The following is a 23,014-nucleotide window of genomic DNA, read 5'->3' on the forward strand; positions in this document are numbered from 1 at the left end:
TAAGTCACGTCTGCTCGATCGTTCCACTGATAGGGTGGTACTTCATCCGCTGCGACGGCAGGCGTTCGGAGTCGCCTCGGGTGCCGTTCCATAGGCCAGTTCCGTCAAGGCAGATTTATCGGCAATATTAATTTCCTTGCCGGCGATGTCGAGAAGGCCTTGCTCTTCCAGGCGACGGAAGGTGCGGCTCATGGTTTCAGGCACCAATCCAAGATAATTGCCCAGATCCAGGCGTGACATGGGTAGGCGGAAACGATTGCCGGACAGGCCTCGTCTGACGAAGCGCTCGGAGAAATTTAGAAGGATGGCGGCGAGACGTTGCTCCGCAGAACGGCGGGTGAGCAATTGGGCAGTACCTTGCTCCGTGACCAGTTCGCGGCTCATGATGCGAACCAGCTGCTGTTGCAACTTGGGCGCCTTCTCACCCAGCACTTCAAGCGCATGGAACGGAATCTCGCAGACACTCGAGGTTTCCATGGCGATAGCGGCGCAGGCATGTCGATCGGATGTGATGGCTTCAAGCCCGATTACCTCGCCGGGGAAATGAAAACCGGTGATATGCTCATCGCCATTGGCCAGCAGACTCGATGTCTTGATGGAACCGGTACGCACCGCATAAATGGCATTGAAAGGGTGGCCGGATTGAAACAAATAGTCGCCCCGGGCAATTGGTTTGCGGCGTTGAACGATCTCCTCGAGCTTGGACACCTCTGCCAGGGAAAGGGAGTCGGGCAGACAGAGTTCGCGCAGACGGCAATTGCGACAGCTGTCACGCACCTCATTGACTGCAGCAACACGGGGCAGGGACATGCTTTCCTCCTCACTGTGAGCCTTGCCTTTATGTAAAGAATGCTGACGCAGGGTTAGCAAGGGCTCGATGATCGTAAATACATAGTATAGGTTAAACGGGTGGGTACCCAAGGGTGAAAATGGACAAGTCGACTAGCGTAGCAAGGACTCGAGCTTATTGTCGGCAGAAATGGTATTTACTTTAGAAGGAGTAAGTCTTTATGTCTCAACAGAATTTGCCTTCCGGCGCCGGTGAAGTTGCCGAACAGTATCCTGAAGTATGGAATGCTTATGCCGCTCTGGGAGAAGCCTGCGCCAAGTCGGGGCCGCTGGATGAGCGCACCCGCCGCCTGGTCAAGCTGGCGTTGGCGGTAGGGGCACGTTCCGAGGGCGCGGTGCATTCCCACACGAGGCGTGCCCTGGAAGAATCCATCGGTGCCGAGGAACTCAGGCAGGTGGCCATGATGTCGATCCCCACCCTGGGTTTCCCCGCTGCCGTAGCGGCTCTGACCTGGATCGAAGATGTCACCGAGAAATGATGCTACACGGCCCCGGAGGGTGAATCCGGGGCAGCACCTGCCAAGATGAGGTCTTCAGCGTTCGGTAGAATGCTCGCCATTGGAATGGTGCTTGGCATAAGCCGCCGCCGGCGCCTGAATCTCGGGGAGATAGCGAAAATGCTCCTCCGCTAGCTCCGGCACGCGCTGACGTTCCATGCGACGAATCGCTCCGTGCATCCAGACAAGCGACACAGCCACTAGAACGAACAGCACCATGTAGGAACTGGTCCACACCCCGGTAAGATCGAGCACCGCACCGAACAGGATCGGCAGGAAGAAGCCACCCAGGCCACCGATCATGCCCACCAAGCCGCCCACGGAGCCCACGTTCTGCGGGTAATAGACCGGGATGTGCTTGTACACCGCCGCCTTGCCCAACGACATGAAGAAGCCCAGCAGTACGGTGAGCACCACCACGCCCCATAGCGGCATGGCCAGGGTGAAGGCGATCTCGCCCTCCTTGCCCTGTACCACGTAGCTGGTTTCCGGATAGGCGAGCAGGAACAGGCACACCAGCGAGGCGATGAAGGTAAGGTACATGATCGCCCGGGCGCCGTAGCGATCCGACATCCAGCCGCCCAATGCACGGAACACGCTGGCCGGCAGGGTGTAGAGCGCCGCCAGGGTGCCCGCCACGGCGATGCTCACCTCATAGGCACCGACATAATAGCGCGGTAGGTAGGAGGCCAGCGCCACGAAGGCGCCGAATACGAAGAAGTAGTAGAGCGAGAAGCGCCACACCTGGATATGCTTGAGTGGCTCAAGCTGAGCCATTGCCGAGGTGGCCTTTCCTCCACTACCGCGCCGCGCGCGGGTCAGCGGATCTTCCTTGGTGAATATCCAGAAGATCACCGCCATTACCGCCAGCACGATGGCATAGACCACCGCCGTACGCTGCCAACCCACCGCCAGCAGCAGGAAGGGCGCGGCGAAGTTGGTCACCGCGGCGCCCATGTTGCCGGCCCCGAAGATGCCCAGCGCCGTGCCTTGTTTCTCCTTCTCGAACCAGTAGGAGGTATAGGCGATGCCGACGATGAAGGAACCACCGGCGAGCCCGACACCCAAGGCGGCCACCAGGAACATGGCGTAGGTTTCGACGTAGGAGAGCAGGAAGACGCACACTGCGGTGATCAGCATCAACAGGCTGAATACCCGGCGCCCACCGAACTGCTCGGTCCAGATGCCGAGGAAGATACGGCTGATGGAGCCGGTCAATATCGGGGTGGCCACCAGGATGCCGAACTGGGTCTCGTTGAGGCCCAGGTCCTGTTTGATCTTGATGCCGATGATGGAAAATATCGTCCACACTGCAAAACAGGTGGTGAATGCCAGGGTACTGAGTGTCAGTGCCTGGTACTGCTGAGGTCGAGTCACCCCGTCGAGATGGTTCATGGCTTGTTCCTGCGTGGCTTGGGAGAACGGTGTCAAGCTGACACACTGCATGCGGCCTGGTCTTGACATGAATCAATTCAATGAAGCGGCTCCCTCCTTTGCGCCGATGGCTATATCCAAGGAGGTAGCTATCTCTAAAAAAAGCCCGAGCGTTGGCTCGGGCGTCTCATCACGGGTTCTTCACGTAGGCGTTCTTGCGCAGATAGAACCACCAGTTGACCACCAGGCAGGCGGCGTAGAAGACGGCGAAACCGTACATGGCCATTTCCGGGGTACCGGCCTTGATCTGTTCGCCGATGACGCGCGGAGCGATGAAAGCGCCGTAGGCGGCCACGGCGGAGGTCCAGCCCAGTACCGGGCCCTTCTGCTGCACGTTGAAGATCACCCCGATACTGCGGAAGGTGGAACCGTTGCCAATGCCACTGGCGGCAAACAGCACGATGAACAGCGCCAGGAACATCCAGAAGTACTGGTTCGGGTCGGTGGCGTTGTAGGCCAGCATCATCACGTAGCCCACCGCGGCGGAGGCCACCACCATGATCACCGAGATGATCTGGGTGACGATGGCGCCGCCGACCTTGTCGGAAATCCAGCCGCCCACCGGGCGGATCAGGGCGCCGACGAAGGGACCCATCCAGGCCCAGGTCAGGGCGCTGGGCGCGTCCGGGTTGGCGACTCTCGTCATGGCGCCGTCGGCGGCGACCTCCATCATGTTGCCGAAGATGACGGTGATGGAAAGCGGCAGGGCGGCGGAGAAGCCAATGAAAGAGCCGAAGGTGGCGGTATAGATAATGGTCATCGCCCAGGTGTGCTTGTCGCGGAAGATGGCGTACTGGGTCTTGATGCTGGTCTTGATGGCGCCCGGCAGCAGCAGCAACAGTCCTAAGGTCAAGAGGATGGTGATGGGCAGAGCCAACCACATGTTGATCCAGTCCAGCGCGATCATGCCGACCACTGAGGCGATGAGCCCGAGTGCATACAGCCCGATGATCTTGCCGAAGGCGGCCGGCGGCGTGCCGGGATTCGGCGTGACGGTGCGCAGGTTGTTCATGCCGAACCAGCCTGCAAAGGCCAGCGGGATCAAAAAGACCAACCAGATGAAGCCGGCGTTCTGAATCCAGGTGTCGGTGCCCGCCTCGATGCGTCCGATCAGGGTGCCGCTGGCGCGGGTCAGCTCCATCGGGTCGCCGGCAATGGCGCCGAAGATGCCGACGGTCATCACCAGCGGGATCAGGATCTGCATGGTGGTGACGCCGAAGTTGCCCAGCCCAGCGTTCATGCCCAGGGCGTAGCCTTGCTGCTTCTTGGGGTAGAAGGTCGAGATGTTGCTCATGGAACAGGCGAAGTTGCCGCCGCCAATGCCGGAGAGCAGCGCAAGGGCTTGGAACACCCACAGCGGCGTGCCCGAATTCATCAGCGCCAAGCCGGTCCCGAGTGCCGGAATCATCAGCAGCGCAGTGGTCAGGAAGATGGTGTTGCGCCCGCCGGCAATGCGGATCATGAACGAGGCGGGAATACGCAGCGTGGCGCCGGCGAGTCCGGCGATGGCGGTCAGGGTGAAGAGTTGATCGACCGTGAAGTGAAAGCCCAGGTTGCGCATTTGCGTGGTGATCATGCCCCACATCAACCACACGGCGAAGCCCATCAGCAGGCTGGGAATCGAGATCCACAGGTTGCGGGTGGCGATCTTCTTGCCTTCCCGATTCCAGAATTCTTCGTTTTCGGTGTCCCAGTGCTCGATATCGGCATTCGCACGTCTCCGGCCACCGCCGGCATGGTTGCTTGTGGCACCACCATGGTCAAGGTCTACGTTTCCGGTCATGACTCCCCCAATCGATGAGTATGCAAGGCGCCTTGTCATGCCCTCTCGAGATTGAGCAAGATCAAGAGACAAGGCTTTAAGGCGCAAGATACGCCCTCTCTATAGGGGGGGGAACTGACGAAAAAAGCTGCAAAAGCAGGTAGATACCACTTTCGAGATAGAAGAAGATGTATTTTATCTGTTTGTTGGTAAAGCGTTTTTTGTGCGCTGTGACGGAAAAATCAATGCGTCTTGATGGCTCGCTGCTTTTTGGAGGTATCCACGAAAATCGAGGTCTGGCTCAGTCGCCGAGGTTGGCCTGCACTGCCCACACCGCCGCTTCCACCCGGGAGCGCAGGTTGAGTTTCTTGAGCAGATGCTTGACGTGGACCTTGACCGTGCCTTCGGTGATGTCGAGCTTGCGCGCGATCAGCTTGTTGGAAAGTCCGGCGGCGAGCTCGCGCAGGATTTCACGCTCGCGCTGGGTCAGGCTATGCACATCTGGTGTGGTTGGCTTGTTGCGCTGGTTACGCAGGGCTTCCGCAAGTAATACCGTGAGGCTGTCGCTGATCACCATGCGCCCCAGTCCCGCTTGGCGTATCTGGCGCACCATTTCGTCTGGGTCCATGTCTTTGAGCAGATAGCCATCGGCACCGGCACGTAGGGCGGCGACCACGTCCTCTTCGTGGTCCGATACCGTGAACATCACTACGCGACCGGCATAGTTTGCTTCGCGCAAGCGCTTCAGGGTCTCGATGCCATTCATGCCCGGCATATTGAGATCCAGCAGGATCATGTCCGGATCGAGTTCTTCAGCGAGACGCAGGCCTTCTTCCGGATCGCCGGTCTCGCCCACCAGTTCCAGATCGTCTTCGAGTTCCAGCAATTGTGCGACCCCACGGCGCAATAGTGGATGATCGTCGATGATCAAAAGCGTGGCGGGTGTTTCCTGAACGGACTTGGCGGAGTCGGCCATCGTCGCTTATTCCCTGTGGTTGGTGGTGGTGGCTACATCGCGCGCACCGTGCCCCGGTTGGCGGGCAATCAGGCGGGCAGTTTGCGGCGTGAACCTCAGTGCCACCAGGGTGCCGCCGGCGGCACGATTGCCAAGTGTTAGTTCGCCGCCCAAGGTCTGCGCACGATCGCTCATGATCACCAGGCCATAATGCATCGCCGGCGAGTTGTTGTCTTTGAGACCCACACCGTCATCCTCGATCTGAAGCAACAACTGGGCATTGCTAAAATGCAGCGAGACGGCGGCCCAATGTGCATGAGCATGCTTATGGGTATTGGCCAGAGCCTCGCGCACGATCTGCAGGACGTGGATCTCCTCGTTAGGATTGAGCAGGTACGGCGGGAGGTCGTAGAAGAATTCCACTGGCGCCCCCATGCGCTCGGCGAACTCCTCGGTGGTTTGCAGCAAGGTAGACTTGAGCCCGGGACCTTCGAGCTTCAAGCGAAACGTCGTGAGTAACTCCCTGAGTTGTCGATAAGCGCTGTTAAGGCCGGTACGCAGCTCGTCGAAGACTGCCGCCTGCGTCTCCCGCGAAGCATTCTTCTGCTGCATGCGCTCCAGACGCGCCACCTGCATCTTTAGATAAGAAAGCGACTGGGCCAGGGAGTCGTGCAGCTCCCGGGCGATGATGGTGCGCTCGTTCATCAGCGTCACCTGTTGCTGCTCCTCGATGCGTCGTTGCAGGTAGACCGCAGTGGCCAATTGATCACTCAGAGCGTTGAGCAGACGACGAGTGCTGTCGCTCAGGGGCGTGGTTTTGGCGTGCCAGATTTCCAGGGTGCCGAGCAGCTCATTACCCATGTTGATTGGAAGCAGCAGGCATTCGCGCTCCGCGTCCGGCTCGAGCTCGAGCGAGTGGGGCTCGATCAGGCAGGCATGACACTCCCAATCCCGGCAGTAGTCGGGGCGAGTAGTCGAATGGGTAGCCAAAACGGGGGTCGGTTGTTGATCGAATGAATCGTTGAGCGATAGCTGAATGGGGCCGATGTCGAGCAAGGTTTCGAGCTCACGCAACATGGGCGCTGCGCTGGCACACAGGTCGTTGCCGCCGCCATAGAGAAAGCGGCTGCCATCGTGCAGGATCTGCATGGCCTGGTTACTGCGCTGAAGTTCCTGCTGCTTGGTTGACACCCGATCTTCCAGGGCCGCATAGCTCGATCCCAGCTCCTTGGCCATGGTGTCCAGGGTCCGACCGAGTAATGCCAGTTCATCGTTACCTCGCAGATGGCTGCGTGGGCGGAAGTTGTGGTGCGCAACCTCTCGGGCCAGGGAGACCAGCTGGCGTAACGGAATGACCAGGTTGTGGCGAATATCGTAGAGGGCGATGGCCACCACCGCTGCAGTGAGGATCAGAAACAAGATCTGCAGGGCACTGATCAGTCGAATCTTCGACTCGGCGTTCTGTTCGAGCAGCGTCACCATATGGTCGATATCGCCCACCAGATCATCCAATGTTTCGCGCAACGCCTGATCATCCAAGCGCTCCTCCTGGAGAGAGGTTTTGACCTGAGGCGCAAGCTCCTGCTCCCAGCGGGCCAGCAGGCGGCGATACTCTTCGCGTAATTCATGATCATCGGCCGCCGGGATGGCGCCCACTAATTCATGACTGGTCAGGCGCTCGCGAAAGCGCGTGATCAGTCGTTCGACCTGCTCGCGCCGGGAAGCATCGGGTTGTTGCTGATAATAAAGTAGGGCGGCGGCGATCTGATAACTGTTCATGCGCAACGAGCCAGCCATGTTGATGGCGGCAGCGTCCCCTCGACTGCTGTTCGCAACACTCATGGTCACGACGATGCTGATTAGCACCATGGCAGTGATCGCCAGTAGCGAGGCGACGATGCGTGCCACCAGGGAACGTTGCAACAGTCTCATTGCGGTTGAAATCCTCTCGCTACCGAGGCCGTTGGTATCAGCCTCAACACGCAGATTTAGAAGTAAAAGCTCTACTACTTTACTTGGTCAAGTACGAACCCTCAAAGCCTACCTCAAAGGAGTTACTCCCGATGCCCTTTTGACGCTGGGCGATGGCGTCGTGAAAATTTCTCTGATCACTCATGAGTCTTCCGGTATGTCCACGGCCCAATGCGCTAGTGTCTTCGAGGCAACCAATGGCTATCAGCCGTTGGTGGTGGCGTTGTTGTCGCCATTGGCCTTCGCCCTGGTGTTTGCTTGCTGGACACTGTTCGCCGTGCTCGGTATGGAGCTCAAGCGCTCCCTGGGCTTTGACGAGTTCGATTTTGCCCTGCTATTGGCCACGCCGATGCTGATCGCCGCAATGACCAGCTTACCCATGGCGCGGCTGGCGCAGCAGGTTGGTGGGCATCGTGTCATGCTGGGCTGTCTACTACTTATCTGCCCCTTTCTTTGGTGGATCAGTGTCGCCGAGCGCTATGCCGAATTTCTATTGGCGGGTGCAGGGCTGGGTTTCGGTGCCGGCTCTCTCGCGGCCGGGCTAGTCTACGTGGCAGCCTGGGGGCCGCGAGGGCGTATCGGTCTGGCGCTAGGCCTCTACGGTGCCGGCATGCTGGGCGCTGGGCTCAGTTATCTGCTATTACCCCTGGCCAGTCAGGCCTATGGCTGGCGCTTGGCTCCAAAGCTTTATCTGTTGCCGGTATTGCTGGTAGCGATTTTGCTATGGCTGTTCGCCGAGAATGATGCAAATGACGATGGCGCTCCTATCTCTGGCTCCATGGAAGATACGCAACGCCGTGTTCGTCGACGACGCTGGCAACGACTGCTCGTTTCGTTATTACCGCCGGCGAGTTGGCATGTGTGGCGTCTAGCCCTCTATTACAGTTTCTTCTATGGCGCCTTCGTGGCGCTGGCGTTGTGGTTGCCAAGCTATCTTGCCGCGCAGTATCAGCTATCGCTACAGCAAGCGGCCCTATGGGCGTTATTGTTCATTCTCGCGGGCGGGACGGGGCAAATCCTCGGAGGGCTGTTGGCAGACTGGCGCGATTTCCGAGCACTGCGCTGGTGGGTCAGCGCCTGGGTGCTGATCTGCCTGTTTCTACTCTCTTACCCCCCATTTTCGATCCAGATTGAGGGCGTACATGGCACGGTCGCCTTCCATTTCAGCACACCACTGTGGGCTTTCGAGGCACTGCTAGTGCTGATGGGGCTGGCCATGGGCCTGGGCAAGGGCAGTCTGATGCGCCTGATCTATCGCGATCATGGCGATGACATGGCCCGGGTCGGTGGGCTGGCGCTGGCTTTAGGCGGGCTGTTCGCTGGGGTATTGCCGCTGGTATTCGTACTCGGCAACGAGTGGGTCGGCATTCGTAGTGCCGGCTTCATGTTCCTGTATGGCGCTTTAGTGGTGTGCATGCTGGTAATGCTGTGGGACCACAACCGTACTGTCTCATGAGCCCTCTGTTCATGTTATCCCTCGCGGCATTGCGCCCTATCTCCTTGGAGGTAGACCGGGGGTATGTGGAGGTAACCACGGCGAAATCTGCTTGCCGTTAACGCAGAATTGCCCTCAACACCCCTGCCGAAGGGAGCGATTCCGCATCTCCCCCGAAGGCTGGCCGAGTAAACCCCGTGTTTGCTCCCATTTTCTAGGAGCCTGGAGATCGTCCATGAGTCACTTTCTAGATCGACTGAAGTATCTGGCCAACAAGCCACCCCAATTCGCCGACGGCCATGGCGAGACTCGTGATGAGGCCCGCAACTGGGAAGACGGCTATCGTCAGCGCTGGCAGCATGACAAGGTCGTGCGCAGCACTCACGGCGTGAACTGCACCGGTTCCTGCAGCTGGAAGATCTACGTCAAGAACGGCCTGGTCACCTGGGAAAACCAGCAGACCGACTATCCGCGCACTCGGCCGGATCTACCCAATCACGAACCTCGCGGCTGCCCCCGGGGCGCCAGCTATTCCTGGTATCTGTACAGTGCCAACCGTCTGAAGTATCCGCTGGTGCGCCAGACTCTGATCAGCTTGTGGCGCGAGGCGCGCCAGGAACACGCCGACCCGGTGGACGCCTGGGCGTCGATCGTCGAGGATCCGACCAAGACCAAGCAGTACAAGCGTATTCGTGGGCGCGGTGGTTTCCTGCGTGCCGACTGGGACGAGCTCAACGAGCTGATCGCCGCCTCCAACGTCTATACCGCCAAGCAGTATGGCCCGGACCGGGTGATCGGCTTCTCGCCGATTCCCGCCATGTCGATGGTCTCCTACGCCTCCGGCGCCCGCTACCTGTCGCTGATCGGCGGGGTCTGCCTCTCCTTCTACGACTGGTACTGCGACCTGCCGCCGGCCAGCCCGCAGACCTGGGGCGAGCAGACCGACGTGCCGGAATCCGCGGACTGGTATAACAGCAACTATCTGATCGCCTGGGGTTCCAACGTGCCCCAGACCCGCTCTCCGGACGCTCATTTCTTCACCGAGGTACGCTACAAGGGCACCAAGACCGTCGCCATCACCCCGGACTATGCCGAGGTTTCCAAACTGTGCGATGAGTGGCTGAGCCCGAAGCAGGGTACCGACGCGGCGCTGGCCATGGCCATGGGCCATGTCATTCTCAAGGAATTCCATCTCGACAAGCCCAGCGTCTATTTTACCGACTACGTGCGCCGTTACACCGACATGCCGTTTCTGGTCGAGCTGGAGCCTCGGGAAGATGGCGTCTACGCACCGGGGCGTCAGCTGCGTACCTCGGATTTCGAGGGTGCACTGGGCCAGACCAATAATGCGGAATGGAAGACCGTCGCCTGGGATGAAACCAGCGATCGCATCGTCGTGCCGCGCGGTTCCATCGGCTTCCGCTGGGGCGAGAAGGAGGGGGACACCGGCCGTTGGAACCTGGAGTCCAAGGACGCTGACGGCAAAGAGATCAAACCGACCTTATCCCTGGCCGAGCGCCATGACGAAGTTGCTCGAGTCGGCTTCCCCTACTTCGGCGGCATTCAGCACGAGCACTTCGATCACGTCGAGGCCAAGGAAATCCTGCAGCACAATCTGCCCGCCAAGCGCCTGACCCTGGCGGATGGCCGCGAAGTGCTGGCGGTGACAGTGTTCGACCTGATGTGCGCCAACTACGGCATCGATCGTGGCTTTGGGAGTAACGAGGGCGAAGACGACGGCGCCACCAGTTACGAGCAGGTCAAGCCCTATACCCCGGCCTGGCAGGAAAAGATCACCGGCGTACCGGCGGAGCAGGCCATTCGTCTGGCCCGGGAGTTCGCCGACAACGCGGACAAGACCCAGGGTCGCAGCATGATCATCGTCGGTGCCGGCATGAACCACTGGTACCACATGGATATGAACTACCGTGGCCTGATCAACATGCTGATCCTGTGCGGCTGCGTAGGGCAGACCGGTGGCGGCTGGGCGCACTACGTGGGCCAGGAGAAGCTACGCCCGCAGACCGGCTGGCTGCCGTTGGCCTTCGGTCTCGACTGGAACCGCCCGCCGCGCCAGATGAACGGCACCTCGTTCTTCTACAACCACTCCAGCCAGTGGCGCTACGAGAAGCTCGAGATCAAATCCATCCTCTCGCCCCTGGCCAAGGCCGAGGACTACCCTGGTTCGCTGATCGACTACAACGTGCGCGCCGAGCGCATGGGCTGGCTGCCTTCCGCGCCACAGCTGGATACCAACCCGCTGCGCCTGGCCAAGGCGGCCAAGGATGCCGGCAAGTCCACCGCAGACTACGTGGTCGACGAACTCAAGAGCGGCAAGCTGCGCTTCGCCGCGGAGCACCCGGACAGCCCACAGAACTTCCCGCGCAATCTGTTCATCTGGCGCTCCAACTTGCTGGGTAGTTCCGGCAAGGGCCACGATTACATGCTCAAGTATTTGCTCGGTGCCAATCACGGCATCCAGGGCATGGATCTGGGCAGCATGGACGGTATCAAGCCCGAGGAAGTCGATTGGCGGGAAGAAGCGGCGGAAGGCAAGGTCGACCTGCTGGTGACCCTGGACTTCCGCATGTCCACCACCTGCCTGTATTCCGACATCGTGCTGCCTACGGCCACCTGGTACGAGAAGGACGATCTCAATACCTCGGACATGCACCCGTTCATCCACCCGCTGACTGCGGCCACGGATCCGGCCTGGGAATCCCGCAGCGACTGGGATATCTACAAGGGCATCGCCAAGGCGTTCTCCAAGGTCTGTGTGGGCCATCTCGGCGAGGAAACCGATCTGGTGACCCTGCCGATGCAACATGACTCCCCCGGGGAACTGGCCCAGGCTCACGTTCTGGACTGGAAAAAAGGCGAGTGCGCGCCGATTCCCGGAAAGACCATGCCGAGCCTGATCGAGGTCAAGCGCGACTACCCGGCGACCTACGAGCGTTTCACCTCGGTGGGGCCGCTGCTGGAAAGCATCGGCAACGGCGGCAAGGGTATCAACTGGAAGACTGAATCCGAGGTGGAGCTGCTGCGTGGGCTCAACCACCGCAAGCTCGACGGCCCGGCCAAGGGCCAGCCGATCATCGACACCGCCATCGATGCCGCCGAGATGATTTTGACCCTGGCGCCGGAAACCAATGGTCAGGTGGCGGTCAAGGCCTGGGAGGCGTTGTCCAAGATCACCGGGCGCGATCACACCCATCTGGCGCTGCCCAAGCACGATGAGAAGATTCGCTTCCGCGACGTGGTGGCCCAGCCGCGCAAGATCATCTCCAGCCCGACCTGGTCGGGGCTCGAGGACGAACATGTCTCCTACAACGCGGGCTATACCAACGTCCACGAGCTGATTCCCTGGCGCACCATCACCGGCCGTCAGCAGCTCTATCAGGATCACCCCTGGATGCGCGCCTTCGGCGAGAGCCTGTTGGTCTATCGTCCGCCCATCGACACCAAGGCGGTGGCCAGCGTCCACGCGCCGAAGAGCAACGGCAATCCGGAAATCGCGCTGAACTGGATCACGCCGCACCAGAAGTGGGGCATCCACTCCACCTACAGTGACAACCTGCTGATGCAGACCCTGTCCCGAGGCGGGCCCATCGTGTGGCTGTCCGAGGACGATGCCAAGTCCATCGGCGTCGAGGACAACGACTGGATGGAGCTGTACAACGCCAACGGCGCCATCGCGGCGCGGGCTGTGGTCAGCCAGCGGGTCAAGGTGGGCATGGCGATGATGTACCACGCCCAGGAACGCATCGTGAACATCCCCGGTTCCGAAATCTCCGGCACCCGGGGCGGTATTCACAACTCGGTCACGCGGATATGCCCCAAGCCGACCCACATGATCGGCGGTTACGGTCAGCTTTCCTACAGCTTCAACTACTACGGCACCGTGGGCTCCAACCGGGATGAGTTCGTCATCGTGCGCAAGATGAAGCGCATCGATTGGCTCGACGGCGAGGGCAATGACTACGAACAGGAGTCCGTGAAATGAAGATTCGCTCACAAGTAGGCATGGTCCTCAACCTGGACAAGTGCATCGGTTGCCACACCTGCTCGGTGACCTGCAAGAACGTCTGGACCAGCCGCGAGGGCGTGGAATACGCCTGGTTCAACAACGTCGAGACCAAGCCCGGTATCGGCTACCCGAAAGAGTGGGAGAACCAGAAGAAGTGGCGCGGCGGCTGGCTGCGTCGCAAGGATGGCGGCATCGAACCGCGCATCGGTGGCAAGTGGCGGGTGCTGGCGAACATTTTCGCCAACCCGGATCTGCCGGAGATCGACGACTACTACGAGCCGTTCACCTTCGACTATCAGCACCTGCACACCGCCAAGATCAGCGAGCACCAGCCCATCGCAAGGCCGCGTTCGCTGATCTCGGGTCAGCGCATGAAGAAGATCGAATGGGGGCCTAACTGGGAGGAGATTCTCGGTACCGAATTTGCCAAGCGGCGCAAGGACGTCAACTTCGAGAAGATCCAGGCGGACATCTACGGTCAGTTCGAAAACACCTTCATGATGTATCTGCCGCGCCTGTGCGAGCACTGCCTGAACCCGACCTGCGTGGCGAGCTGCCCGAGCGGTGCAATCTACAAGCGCGAAGAAGACGGTATCGTACTGATCGACCAGGACAAGTGCCGCGGCTGGCGGATGTGCATCTCCGGCTGCCCCTACAAGAAGATCTACTACAACTGGAAGACCGGCAAGTCCGAGAAGTGTATCTTCTGCTATCCGCGCATCGAGGTGGGCTACCCCACGGTGTGTTCCGAGACCTGCGTGGGCCGTATTCGCTATCTTGGCGTGCTGTTGTATGACGCGGATCGCATCAAGGAAGTGGCCGCCTCGGAAGACGAGCGGGATCTCTACCATCGCCAGTGCGAGATCTTCCTCGACCCACATGATCCGGCGGTGATCGCTCAGGCACGCAAGGACGGCGTTCAGGACAACGTCATCAAGGCCGCCCAGGAATCCCCCATCTACAAGATGGCCATCGACTGGCAGCTGGCCCTGCCGCTGCACCCGGAGTATCGCACCCTGCCAATGGTGTGGTACGTGCCGCCACTGTCGCCGATCCAATCCGCCGCAGAGAAAGGGCATGTCGAATTCGACGGTGTGCTGCCGAAGATCGAATCCCTGCGTATCCCGATGCGCTATCTCGCCAACATGCTCACCGCCGGCGATGAGGCCCCGGTGGTCCGTGCCCTCAAGCGGTTGATGGCGATGCGCCTCTACATGCGCGGCAAGCATGTGGAAGGCAATGCCGAGGCCGCGGTGCTCGAGGAGGTGGGCCTGAGCGTGGCCCAGGTGGAAGAGATGTATCGCTATCTCGCCATCGCCAACTACGAGGATCGGTTCGTGATTCCCACCAGTCATCGTGAAATGGCCCGGGACGCCTACGCTGAGAAAGGTGGCTGTGGTTTCACCTTCGGCGATGGCTGCCACGGCGGCAACGATCGCGCCAATCTTTTCGGTGGGCGCAGCCAGACGACGACCCTGGTCAAACCTGTCGAGACCTATGAGCCGCAGCCGAAACAAGAGAGGGAGGTGCAGCATGACTGATCAGACACTATGGAGCCTACGTGTGCTGGCGCGCCTGCTGGATTATCCCAGCGCGGAGCTGCAGGACGCCGTTCCCGAGATGATCGAGATCATCGCTGCCGAGAAGCGTTTGAACCCGCTGCTGCGTGGTGAGCTCATGAGCTGGTGCCAGCGTCTGCTCGAGGCGGATCTGCTTGACCTACAAGCCGAGTACGTGGCGCTGTTTGATCGTGGCAAGGCCACCTCGCTACTGCTGTTCGAACACGTGCATGGCGAATCTCGGGATCGTGGCCAGGCCATGGTCGATCTGCTCGCCCAGTACGAAGCCGCCGGTTTCATACTCGACGCCCGGGAACTGCCGGATCACCTGCCGGTGTTCCTGGAGTTCCTTTCTACCCAGGATGAGGCGGAAGTAGGGCGCTGGCTGGGCGAGATTCGTCACATTTTGGCGCTGCTGGCTGCGCGTATCGAAGAGCGTGGCGCCGATCATGCCCTGGTACCCACCGCGCTGCTCGGACTGATCGGTGCCGAAGACGAGATCGAGCAACATCGGCCCAAGGTCAAGGAAGAGGAGCCGGATCACACTGCCGAAGCCTTGGACGCAGTATGGGAAGAGGAGGCGGTGCGCTTCTCTGCGCAGTCCGACGAGGACTGTGCCCTGCAGTCCGCCGAAGGCCGGCGCTTGGCCGAACGCAAGCACGCGGTCGCCAGCGAACCCGTACGTATCATGCCCGCGCCGAACGCTACGTCCGCAGCGATCGAGCGTTAACCGGAGAATCGCCATGTTTGTAGAATACTTGCAGCACCTCATCTACGGTTACTACCCGTATCTGGCCGGTACGGTGTTCCTGGTCGGTAGTCTGATGCGCTTCGATCATGGTCAGTTCACTTGGAAGACCGGTTCCAGCCAGATGCTTTCTTCGAAGAACATGCGTCTGGCCAGCAATCTTTTCCATATCGGTATTCTGGTGATCTTCTTTGGCCACCTGTTCGGCATGCTCACGCCCCACTGGGTCTATGCACCTTTCCTGAGTGCCGGATCCAAGCAGATCCTGGCCATCCTCATCGGGGGCATCGCCGGCGTGCTGGTGCTGATCGGAGGCGGCATGCTGCTGCATCGTCGCCTGACCAACCCGCGGGTCAAGGCCTCTTCCAGTACCATGGATACGCTGATCCTCGCCATCCTGGTGTTCCAGGCGGCGCTGGGTATTGTCACCGTGTTCTTTTCCCTGGGCCATCTGGACGGCGAGATGATGCTGACCCTGGCCTCCTGGGCGCAATCCATCGTGTTCTTCAGCGGCGGCGCGGCGGATTACATGGCGGAAGTCTCCTGGATCTACAAGCTGCATGTGTTCCTGGGCCTGACCATCATCCTGCTGTTTCCGTTTAGCCGCCTGGTGCATGTGTGGAGCATTCCGCTGGGTTACCTAGGACGGAACTATCAAATCGTGCGCCGCAGGGGCTAAAACTGGCTTTGCTCGGCCATGCGTTGTTGGAGATCGGCTCAAAATGCTCATTTACAGGCTCGTAAACTCCGCTTTTTCGCCGTTCTCCGCCTAGCCTGGCCATCGCACACTCAGTTTTGAGGTTGAGGAGAAGAATATGCAGATGATTGAAGTCGAAAACCTGCCGGGGGGGAGCGCCGCTCCCCCGATCCGAGTGGGTGACGTGGCGATAGCCGAGGAAGCGATCGCTCAGGAGATGCAGTACCATCCTTCAGAGAATGTCAGCGATGCCCAGCTCAAGGCGGCGCGTGCCTTGGTGGTGCGGGAGCTATTGAGCCAGCGAGCGGCGGAACTCGGTCTCGCGCCGATCGTGGATGACAAAGGGGTCGAGAACGACGCCGCCATGACCGAGTTGCTGGAGCGGGAGCTCGAGGTGCCTGAACCCGATGAAGCTGCCTGCCAGCGCTTCTTCGAGGCCTATCCGGAGCGTTTCTTCGAGCCGGTGCAGATGCAGGTGCGGCATATCTTGTTGCTGGCCGCCCCGGAAGACGCTCAAGCGCGGGATGCCCAGTATCACCAAGGCGTCGAGTTGCTCGAAGAACTGGCAGTAGCGCCGGAGCGTTTCACCGAGTTCGCTTTGCGCCATTCCGCTTGCCCTTCGAAGAATGAAGGAGGGGAGCTGGGCTGGTTGACGACCGGCCAGACCGTGCCCGAGCTTGATCGTGCCTTGCAGCATCTGCCCGGAGGGCTTCATGATCGCCCATTGGCATCGCGCTACGGCTGGCACCTGGTCAGCATCGACAAGCGAATCGAGGCCCAGCCGCTGCCTTTTGAGGTGGTCGCGGATAAAGTTCGCCATACGCTGCACGAACAGGCCACTCGCCGTGCCCTGCGCCATTACCTGCTGGCGCTGGAAGAAACCTACGGTGTCGAGGGGCTGGCTCTGGATAAAGATGCGGACGGCGCTTTGATGCAGTAGACCTGACAAGCATTGCGGTCTACTGGACCAACAACAAGGAGAAGGTAGACGTCATGTGTCCCAGCACATCTCATTCATCAGGGCAGCAACCTTCGCTCACGTCGACGCAGGTGCGCGAGCTAGTCGTCCAGGTGCCCTGGTTCAGTCATCTGCCCGCTTCGACAATCGACGCCATGCTGGCATCGTCTCGATTACAGGCAATCGAACACCATGAATGGCTGTTTCACCAAGGTGAAGCCGCCGAATACTTGTATGCTGTGCTCAGTGGCGGAGTACGCCTGGTCCGAACTTCCGACGATGGCCGCCTGGCAACCATTCGGTGCGCTGAGCGTGGCGATACCGTGGGCGAGTTGAGCATGCTGTCGAACGAGCCCCGCTATCTATATTCCGCCGAAGCCTTGATGCGAACGGAAGTACTGGTACTGAATCTTGCACAGTGCTGGCGCTATATCGACGCTAACGCAGAGTGTCGTGCGAAATTCATGCTGCAGCTCTCTGGCGAGTTGGCCGATCGCCTGGAGGACATGGTGCTGTTGACCCAGGGTGATGCCCTATCACGTCTGATTGGTTTTATCCTGCGTCAATTGCCTGAACCGCCGCAACCGCCTGGCGTGGTTCATCTGGATACACCGAAATACCTGCTGGCAGCGCAACTGGCGATGACGCCGGAAACCCTGTCGCGGTTGCTCACTCGCCTGCGTGAGAGCGGCGCCATTACGGTCGAGCGCCAGCAGCTGATCGTGCATGACGCTCAGCAATTGAGAAAGATGATGGCGGTGAAGAAACAGTAGTATTCGTGAAACGTGAAAAACGGCTGGATAGTGCGTAATTCGCTATCTGGCGACCTATGGATACTCTCAAGCAAATAAAAAATCGGCCGATTAAGATGCCAACTGGTTTGGTCGGATGTAGGCCGCGAACCCACGTTTAATATATAGATAAAAATATGATAGCTATTCATGCACGTTCGGGAAGCTTTAGCGATAAATGGATCGAGTACTGTGAAACGCATCGCATCGCCTACAAGCTGGTCGATTGTTACGCACTCGATATCATAGAACAGATGCGCCCCTGTAGTGGCCTGATGTGGCATTGGGCAGAGAGTGACGGCAAGTCGTTGCTGTTTGCCAGGCAGTTGACCGCCGCGCTCGAGACAATGGGCAAGAAGGTGTTTCCCGGCAGCGCTACCATCTGGTATTACGACGACAAGATAGCGCAGAAGTATCTACTCGAAGCGATAGGTGCTCCGCTTATCCCTAGTCATGTTTTCTACGATAAGCGGAAGGCGCTGGAGTGGGCGGAGGCTGCCGATTTTCCCAAGGTGTTCAAGCTGCGAGGCGGCATTCTGTCGGAAAACGTGCGTATCGCCAGGGACCGCAAGGCCGGCGTCAAATTCATCGAGCGGGCTTTCGGATCCGGTTATCAGGCCAAGAGCCGCGTTCATTATCTTAACAAGCAGCTACGTCGATTCGGCCGGGAAAGGAACCTGCAGTCCTTCGTCGGCATCGGACGGGGAGCCTACCGCGTTGCCTTTCCCACGCCCCAGGTGACGAACAACACCACCATCGAAAAGAACTACGTCTATTTCCAGGATTTTGTTCCTAACAACGATCACGATATCCGCGTCGTTGTAATCGGGAAGCGAGCGTTTGCTGTCAAGAGAATGGTTCATGAAGGGGATTTCAGAGCCTCGGGTAGCGGGCATATTATTTATGATCCGTTGCAGATTCCTGAAGAGTGTTTAAAGATCGCCTTCGACGTCACCGACCGGCTCGGTTCTCAATGTGCCGCCTACGATTTCGTGTTTGGTGAAAATGGGCCGATGATAGTGGAAGTAAGCTACGGTTTTTCAATATCGGCGCACCGCCCCTGCCCGGGATACTGGACATATGAGCTTGAGTGGAATGAAGGCGAGTTCTTCTTCGAAAGTTTCATGATCGAAGATTTCATTGCGGAGTGTTCCAGCATTCAAAGAGAAAACGAGAGGGCGTGAATTCTTCGTGGAAATCCACAAAATCGAAGAATGCATTGCCTATTTCAATAGCGGGATTGGCTTCTCTGACTCGGTTTCAAGTTTAGATGTCGAGTCCCGCGTTATTGATTACGCGGGCCCGACAACTAGACATTTTCTGAAAAGATTAGATGGCTTGGTTAGAATGCTCTTTTTTAAAGTGGCAAAGTAGGTCTGCAAAGTTTGGACCATGCACAGCTTCGCTAAATTTTATGTCATTATGGCCAGCATTCCATTCCATTATTTCAGTTTCTTCATTTTCATTAATGCTAATATCCCAGCCGATGCAGCTAACAAACGGGTAGTTGTTATGAAGGTTTTCAACTTCCCGTAGAGCGTTTTTTAAATTAGGGATAACCAGTCCGTTAAAATGTTTTTTTGTGTCGGGGTGAGAGTCTGTTGCTCTCCAGTCCACCAAGTAGCCAGTAGGAAATAATTCACCGGTATCTAAATTAATGGCGATCCTAATTGTATTAAACACCTGGACATGTTTAGACAGCGAATTACCACTACTACTTCCTATTCTAAGGTAGGCTGCCCGTGTCGTAGCAACACCTTTAGGGTCAAGCGCTGTCGTTATCCTTATGGTTGCTCCTGGATGAGGGTATATTTCATCAAAAAATCTATGTTGTTTGATAACTTTTTGAAAGACACCGTTGGATAAATCCATTTTTTCGGCATCCCAATTGTCTTTAAAGAAAAATTCAACTCCTTTTCCCTGTAAAGAGTTGTTTTTTTTGAAGATGACAGAGTCTCTCTCATTAAATAATAAGTCAAAAGCCTCCTCGGGTGTTACTGGGTTGTAATTGTCAGGTTCGAAAAAAATGCCATTATGGTAATATAGTATATCTGGAAGCTTGTCTGTCTTTAACAGCCTGTTTGATAACGCCTTTAGATTAGCTGGGATGGAAAATTCTCCGTCCATTTTAGGGACGATATTTGTTCCATAGTAATTGTCTGGAATCCATCCTTCCTTAAACTGTCCCTGCATGGCTGAATAAACATATAGCCATGGAGCATATTTCTTGTCACCTAGATATTCAGTAGCATGTTTGTCGCATAGTGAAATAGTTTCTTTTGATAGCTTTCCATTTTTATTTTCAATGGCCTTTAACGCTTTCAACGCACTTTTTTTGTGTGATTGATGGTAGCGATAGCTTTTTATGCTTTTGGTTAAATGGTTTGCAATAAAATTAGGTAGTTTTTTCAAAATGGAAGACCTGTAAGATATTTGAATACGGTTACGCATGCTCTGTTATGCGTTGGGAAATAGTATTATGCTTTAAAAGCTGAAAATAATTCTCTTGATCCACCATTTGAACATCGACGAGAAGATATGTTGAATCACGTTTTTTAACGGTAACCAAACGGTGTGAAAACGTAATGATAGTCTTTTCTGAGAAGCTATGGATGGCATCCATAACCAGCTTTCCACTGATGCCATCCAACGCTTACCTGGACTTTCCTAAGCGCTCGATGGCCAGGTGCTTGTCTTTTATCTCTTCCAAGTGTCCAAGAGTCGCGTCCCTGGGTAAAAGTTTTTATACGCCTGATTTTGGCGGCAAGTTTTGCTAAACGGACTTCAATTTCTTGGAGAAAACAAATGGCCAGCACAAAAACCAACGTTATATGTGTATTGCAGATATAATTTAGTAATTAATATCGGTTAGAGGAATCAAGTCGCCAGCTTCGTCACGATAAACGCCTCCATCGCCTGGGCCGCCGGCGACAGGCTGCGCTTGCGCGGCCTTAACAGGCCAATTTCGCGTTCGACCTTGGGATCGGCGAAAGGGATGAAGCGCAGTCGTGGATGTTCTTTCGGAAAAGCCAGCTGGGGTAGCGTAGTCACGCCCACGCCGGCCTCTAGCATTGCCGTCAGCGATATCATGTTGGCGACGAAGTAGGCGTTCTGCTCGAGTAGCGGCGCTGCCTCGGTGCCTTCCAGCAGTCTCGATGTGCCGTTGCCGATCACTACCTGACGCTGCAGCTCCTGCCAGTCGAGTGTTTCCCGCTCAGCAAGAGGGTGATCGGTGCGGCATACTACCCCGACCCTGTCCCGTAACAGTGGCGTGAAGTCCAGCTCGTCTTCCATTTGTCCCTCTTGCCTCGACCACACGCTGCCCACGCCCAGATCCGCGTCGCCGCTCGTCACCTGACGGCGCACGAACTCTGCGTTACCGTCCTGCAGGCTGACCTTGAGATCAGGATAGAGGGCAATGAACTTCCCCAGTATCTCCGGCATGAGCCGACTGGCCACCGAGGGGACCGCGGCAATATCAAGATGCCCGGCCTGCTTGTCGATCTGGGCCTTGAGCTCGCGACTCAGCCGGTCGTGCTGGGCGATGAATTCACGAAAGCGTGGCAGGCAATAGAGGCCGAAGGGTGTCAGCTGCGCTTTTCCGCTCTTCTCGAACAATGATTGCCCCAGCCGTTGTTCGAGCTCCTTGATTGCCATGGAAAGCGCCGGCTGGCTGCGGTGCAGATGTCGTGCCGCCGCATTGAAGCCACCTTCATCAATGATGGCCAGCACATAGCGCAAGGGCTGAATCTTCAATTCCGGCGGCATCGCTATAGTCCCCTCGTTTCATGCGGTCAGCAGTAAGTAAAATTTATCGTTTAATTTTTATAATTGATTATATTTATAGCTCATTCCCCGCTAGGCTGACAGCAATCTTTCAGGAGGTTTTCATGTCTAACGCTCACTCCCTCTATATCGATGGCCAGTGGATCGCCGGTAGCGATACGCTGACCAACACGAATCCTTCGGATACAAGCGACGTGATCGGTGAATTCGCCCAGGCCAGTACCGATCAAGTGCAGGATGCCATTACAGCGGCCCGTCGTGGTACTCGCGAGTGGGCCAAGAGCGGCCTGGAAGCGCGTTACGGCGTACTGATGGCGATCGGCAATGAGCTGATTGCCCGCAAGGACGAGCTGGGTCGGCTGCTTTCCCGGGAAGAGGGCAAGACCCTGGCGGAAGGCGCAGGCGAGGTCTATCGCTCCGGGCAGTTTTTCCATTATTACGCCGCCGAAGTGCTGCGCCAGATCGACGATCGTGCCGATTCCGTTCGTCCGGGTGTCGAAGTGGAAACCCGCCGTGAGCCGGTCGGTGTGGTCGGTATCATCAGCCCCTGGAACTTCCCGTTGGCAACGGCGGTGTGGAAGATCGCCCCGGCATTGGCCTTCGGCAATGCGGTGATCTTCAAGCCCGCCAACTTGGTGCCCGCCAGCGCCTGGGCCTTGGCCGAGATCATCAGTCGTCAGGAATTGCCAGCAGGCACTTTCAACCTGCTGATGGGCTCCGGTAGCCAGGTCGGCGATGCGTTGATCTCGAGCCCGGAGATCGACGCGGTGAGCTTTACCGGCTCCCTGGAAGTCGGTCGTCGTGTGGCCGCAGCCACCGCAGGCAATCTGGTCAAGTGCCAGCTCGAGATGGGCTCCAAGAACGCCCTGATCGTCGCGGATGATGCAAATCTCGATCTAGCGGTAGAGGCCGCCTTTGCCGGCGCCTATTCCGGTACCGGTCAGAAGTGCACTGCCTCGTCACGCTTGATCGTGACGGAAGCCGTTCACGACGCTTTCGTCGAGAAGCTGGTCGAAAAGCTCAAGACCATCAAGGTCGGTCACGCCCTGGAAGAAGGCGTGCATCTGGGGCCGGTCGTGGATTCCCGCCAGCTTGAGTCCAATCTATCCTGGATCGAGCGTGGCAAGAAAGATGGCGCCACCCTGGTCTTCGGCGGTGAGCGGCTAGAGCGCGACACCGATGGCTTCTTCATGGCGCCGACGCTGTTCACGGATACCCGCAACGACATGGCAATCAACCGTGAGGAAGTGTTCGGTCCCATCGCCTGCGTGATCAAGGTGCGGGATTACGAGGAAGCCATCGCGACCCTCAACGACACGAACTTCGGTCTGACCGCCGGCATCATCACCGATTCTCTGAAACTGGCCAGCGACTTCAAGGCTAGGGCCGAGACCGGCTGTGTGATGGTCAATCTGGCCACCGCCGGTACGGATTATCACGTGCCCTTCGGCGGACGCAAGGATTCGAGCTTCGGGCCTCGGGAGCAGGGCCGCTACGCCCGGGAGTTTTATACCCAGGTCAAGACTTGCTACGTGAAGGCGTGAG

General features: G+C 57.9%; 17 protein-coding genes. 10 read left to right on the forward strand and 7 right to left on the reverse strand.

Annotated elements, in window-relative coordinates; genetic code table 11:
• Window positions 1–42 precede the first annotated feature (42 nt).
• Window positions 43–810: a fumarate/nitrate reduction transcriptional regulator Fnr gene (gene fnr, locus H7850_RS10045; protein ID WP_227369392.1), complete on the reverse strand. Its 768-nt coding sequence runs from the start codon at window positions 808–810 to the stop codon at window positions 43–45.
• A 200-nt stretch (window positions 811–1,010) separates the two neighbouring features.
• On the opposite strand from fnr, the gene H7850_RS10050 reads away from it, so the two are divergent.
• Window positions 1,011–1,328 carry a carboxymuconolactone decarboxylase family protein gene (locus tag H7850_RS10050; protein ID WP_227369393.1) on the forward strand — a complete coding sequence of 106 codons (318 nt, stop codon included), beginning with the start codon at window positions 1,011–1,013 and terminating at the stop codon, window positions 1,326–1,328.
• A gap of 54 nt (window positions 1,329–1,382) precedes the next feature.
• Here the strand turns inward: H7850_RS10050 and H7850_RS10055 are convergent, their stop codons facing one another.
• From H7850_RS10055 to H7850_RS10070, 4 genes are all read right to left on the reverse strand, one after another.
• Complete coding sequence (locus H7850_RS10055; RefSeq protein ID WP_227369394.1) at window positions 1,383–2,741, reverse strand: MFS transporter; 1,359 nt, start codon at window positions 2,739–2,741, stop codon at window positions 1,383–1,385.
• 169 nt (window positions 2,742–2,910) lie between these two features.
• The gene (locus tag H7850_RS10060; RefSeq protein WP_227369395.1) at window positions 2,911–4,563 is read right to left on the reverse strand and encodes an MFS transporter; all 1,653 of its coding nucleotides are present in this window, start codon (window positions 4,561–4,563) and stop codon (window positions 2,911–2,913) included.
• 280 nt (window positions 4,564–4,843) lie between these two features.
• Complete coding sequence (gene narL, locus H7850_RS10065) at window positions 4,844–5,518, reverse strand: two-component system response regulator NarL (protein ID WP_227369396.1); 675 nt, start codon at window positions 5,516–5,518, stop codon at window positions 4,844–4,846.
• A gap of 6 nt (window positions 5,519–5,524) precedes the next feature.
• Complete coding sequence (locus H7850_RS10070; RefSeq protein WP_227369397.1) at window positions 5,525–7,429, reverse strand: type IV pili methyl-accepting chemotaxis transducer N-terminal domain-containing protein; 1,905 nt, start codon at window positions 7,427–7,429, stop codon at window positions 5,525–5,527.
• Between the two features lie 160 nt (window positions 7,430–7,589).
• Between H7850_RS10070 and H7850_RS10075 the strand changes: the two genes are divergently transcribed.
• The 8 genes from H7850_RS10075 (at window position 7,590) to H7850_RS10110 (ending at window position 18,867) form a co-directional block, all read left to right on the forward strand.
• On the forward strand, window positions 7,590–8,924 hold the full coding sequence (locus tag H7850_RS10075; protein ID WP_227369398.1) for an MFS transporter: 1,335 nt from the start codon (window positions 7,590–7,592) through the stop codon (window positions 8,922–8,924).
• Window positions 8,925–9,138: 214 nt separating this feature from the next.
• Window positions 9,139–12,906 carry a nitrate reductase subunit alpha gene (locus H7850_RS10080; protein ID WP_227369399.1) on the forward strand — a complete coding sequence of 1,256 codons (3,768 nt, stop codon included), beginning with the start codon at window positions 9,139–9,141 and terminating at the stop codon, window positions 12,904–12,906.
• Window positions 12,903–14,471: a nitrate reductase subunit beta gene (narH, locus tag H7850_RS10085; protein WP_227369400.1), complete on the forward strand. Its 1,569-nt coding sequence runs from the start codon at window positions 12,903–12,905 to the stop codon at window positions 14,469–14,471. The genes H7850_RS10080 and narH overlap by 4 nt, the downstream gene beginning before the upstream one ends.
• Window positions 14,464–15,219 carry a nitrate reductase molybdenum cofactor assembly chaperone gene (narJ, locus tag H7850_RS10090; protein ID WP_227369401.1) on the forward strand — a complete coding sequence of 252 codons (756 nt, stop codon included), beginning with the start codon at window positions 14,464–14,466 and terminating at the stop codon, window positions 15,217–15,219. Before narH ends, narJ begins: the two co-directional genes overlap by 8 nt.
• Before the next feature lie 13 nt (window positions 15,220–15,232).
• Complete coding sequence (narI, locus tag H7850_RS10095) at window positions 15,233–15,916, forward strand: respiratory nitrate reductase subunit gamma (protein WP_227369402.1); 684 nt, start codon at window positions 15,233–15,235, stop codon at window positions 15,914–15,916.
• 136 nt (window positions 15,917–16,052) lie between these two features.
• Window positions 16,053–16,874 (forward strand): peptidylprolyl isomerase, encoded by an 822-nt coding sequence (locus H7850_RS10100; RefSeq protein ID WP_227369403.1) that lies wholly within the window; start codon window positions 16,053–16,055, stop codon window positions 16,872–16,874.
• Window positions 16,875–16,927: 53 nt separating this feature from the next.
• Window positions 16,928–17,665, forward strand: coding sequence for a Crp/Fnr family transcriptional regulator (locus H7850_RS10105; RefSeq protein ID WP_227369404.1), 738 nt, complete (start codon window positions 16,928–16,930; stop codon window positions 17,663–17,665).
• A gap of 155 nt (window positions 17,666–17,820) precedes the next feature.
• Complete coding sequence (locus H7850_RS10110) at window positions 17,821–18,867, forward strand: ATP-grasp domain-containing protein (protein WP_227369405.1); 1,047 nt, start codon at window positions 17,821–17,823, stop codon at window positions 18,865–18,867.
• 145 nt (window positions 18,868–19,012) lie between these two features.
• Here the strand turns inward: H7850_RS10110 and H7850_RS10115 are convergent, their stop codons facing one another.
• Both H7850_RS10115 and H7850_RS10120 read right to left on the reverse strand, forming a co-directional pair.
• On the reverse strand, window positions 19,013–20,134 hold the full coding sequence (locus H7850_RS10115) for a sugar-transfer associated ATP-grasp domain-containing protein (protein ID WP_227369406.1): 1,122 nt from the start codon (window positions 20,132–20,134) through the stop codon (window positions 19,013–19,015).
• Window positions 20,135–20,560: 426 nt separating this feature from the next.
• On the reverse strand, window positions 20,561–21,451 hold the full coding sequence (locus H7850_RS10120) for a LysR family transcriptional regulator (protein ID WP_227369407.1): 891 nt from the start codon (window positions 21,449–21,451) through the stop codon (window positions 20,561–20,563).
• 122 nt (window positions 21,452–21,573) lie between these two features.
• Here H7850_RS10120 and H7850_RS10125 point away from each other — a divergent pair, with 122 nt between their 5' ends.
• Window positions 21,574–23,013, forward strand: a complete 1,440-nt coding sequence (locus H7850_RS10125) for an aldehyde dehydrogenase family protein (RefSeq protein ID WP_227369408.1) — start codon at window positions 21,574–21,576, stop codon at window positions 23,011–23,013.
• Window position 23,014 lies beyond the last annotated feature (1 nt).

Origin of the sequence: Halomonas sp. M20, from assembly GCF_020622265.1 — a bacterium.
GTDB lineage: Bacteria > Pseudomonadota > Gammaproteobacteria > Pseudomonadales > Halomonadaceae > Modicisalibacter.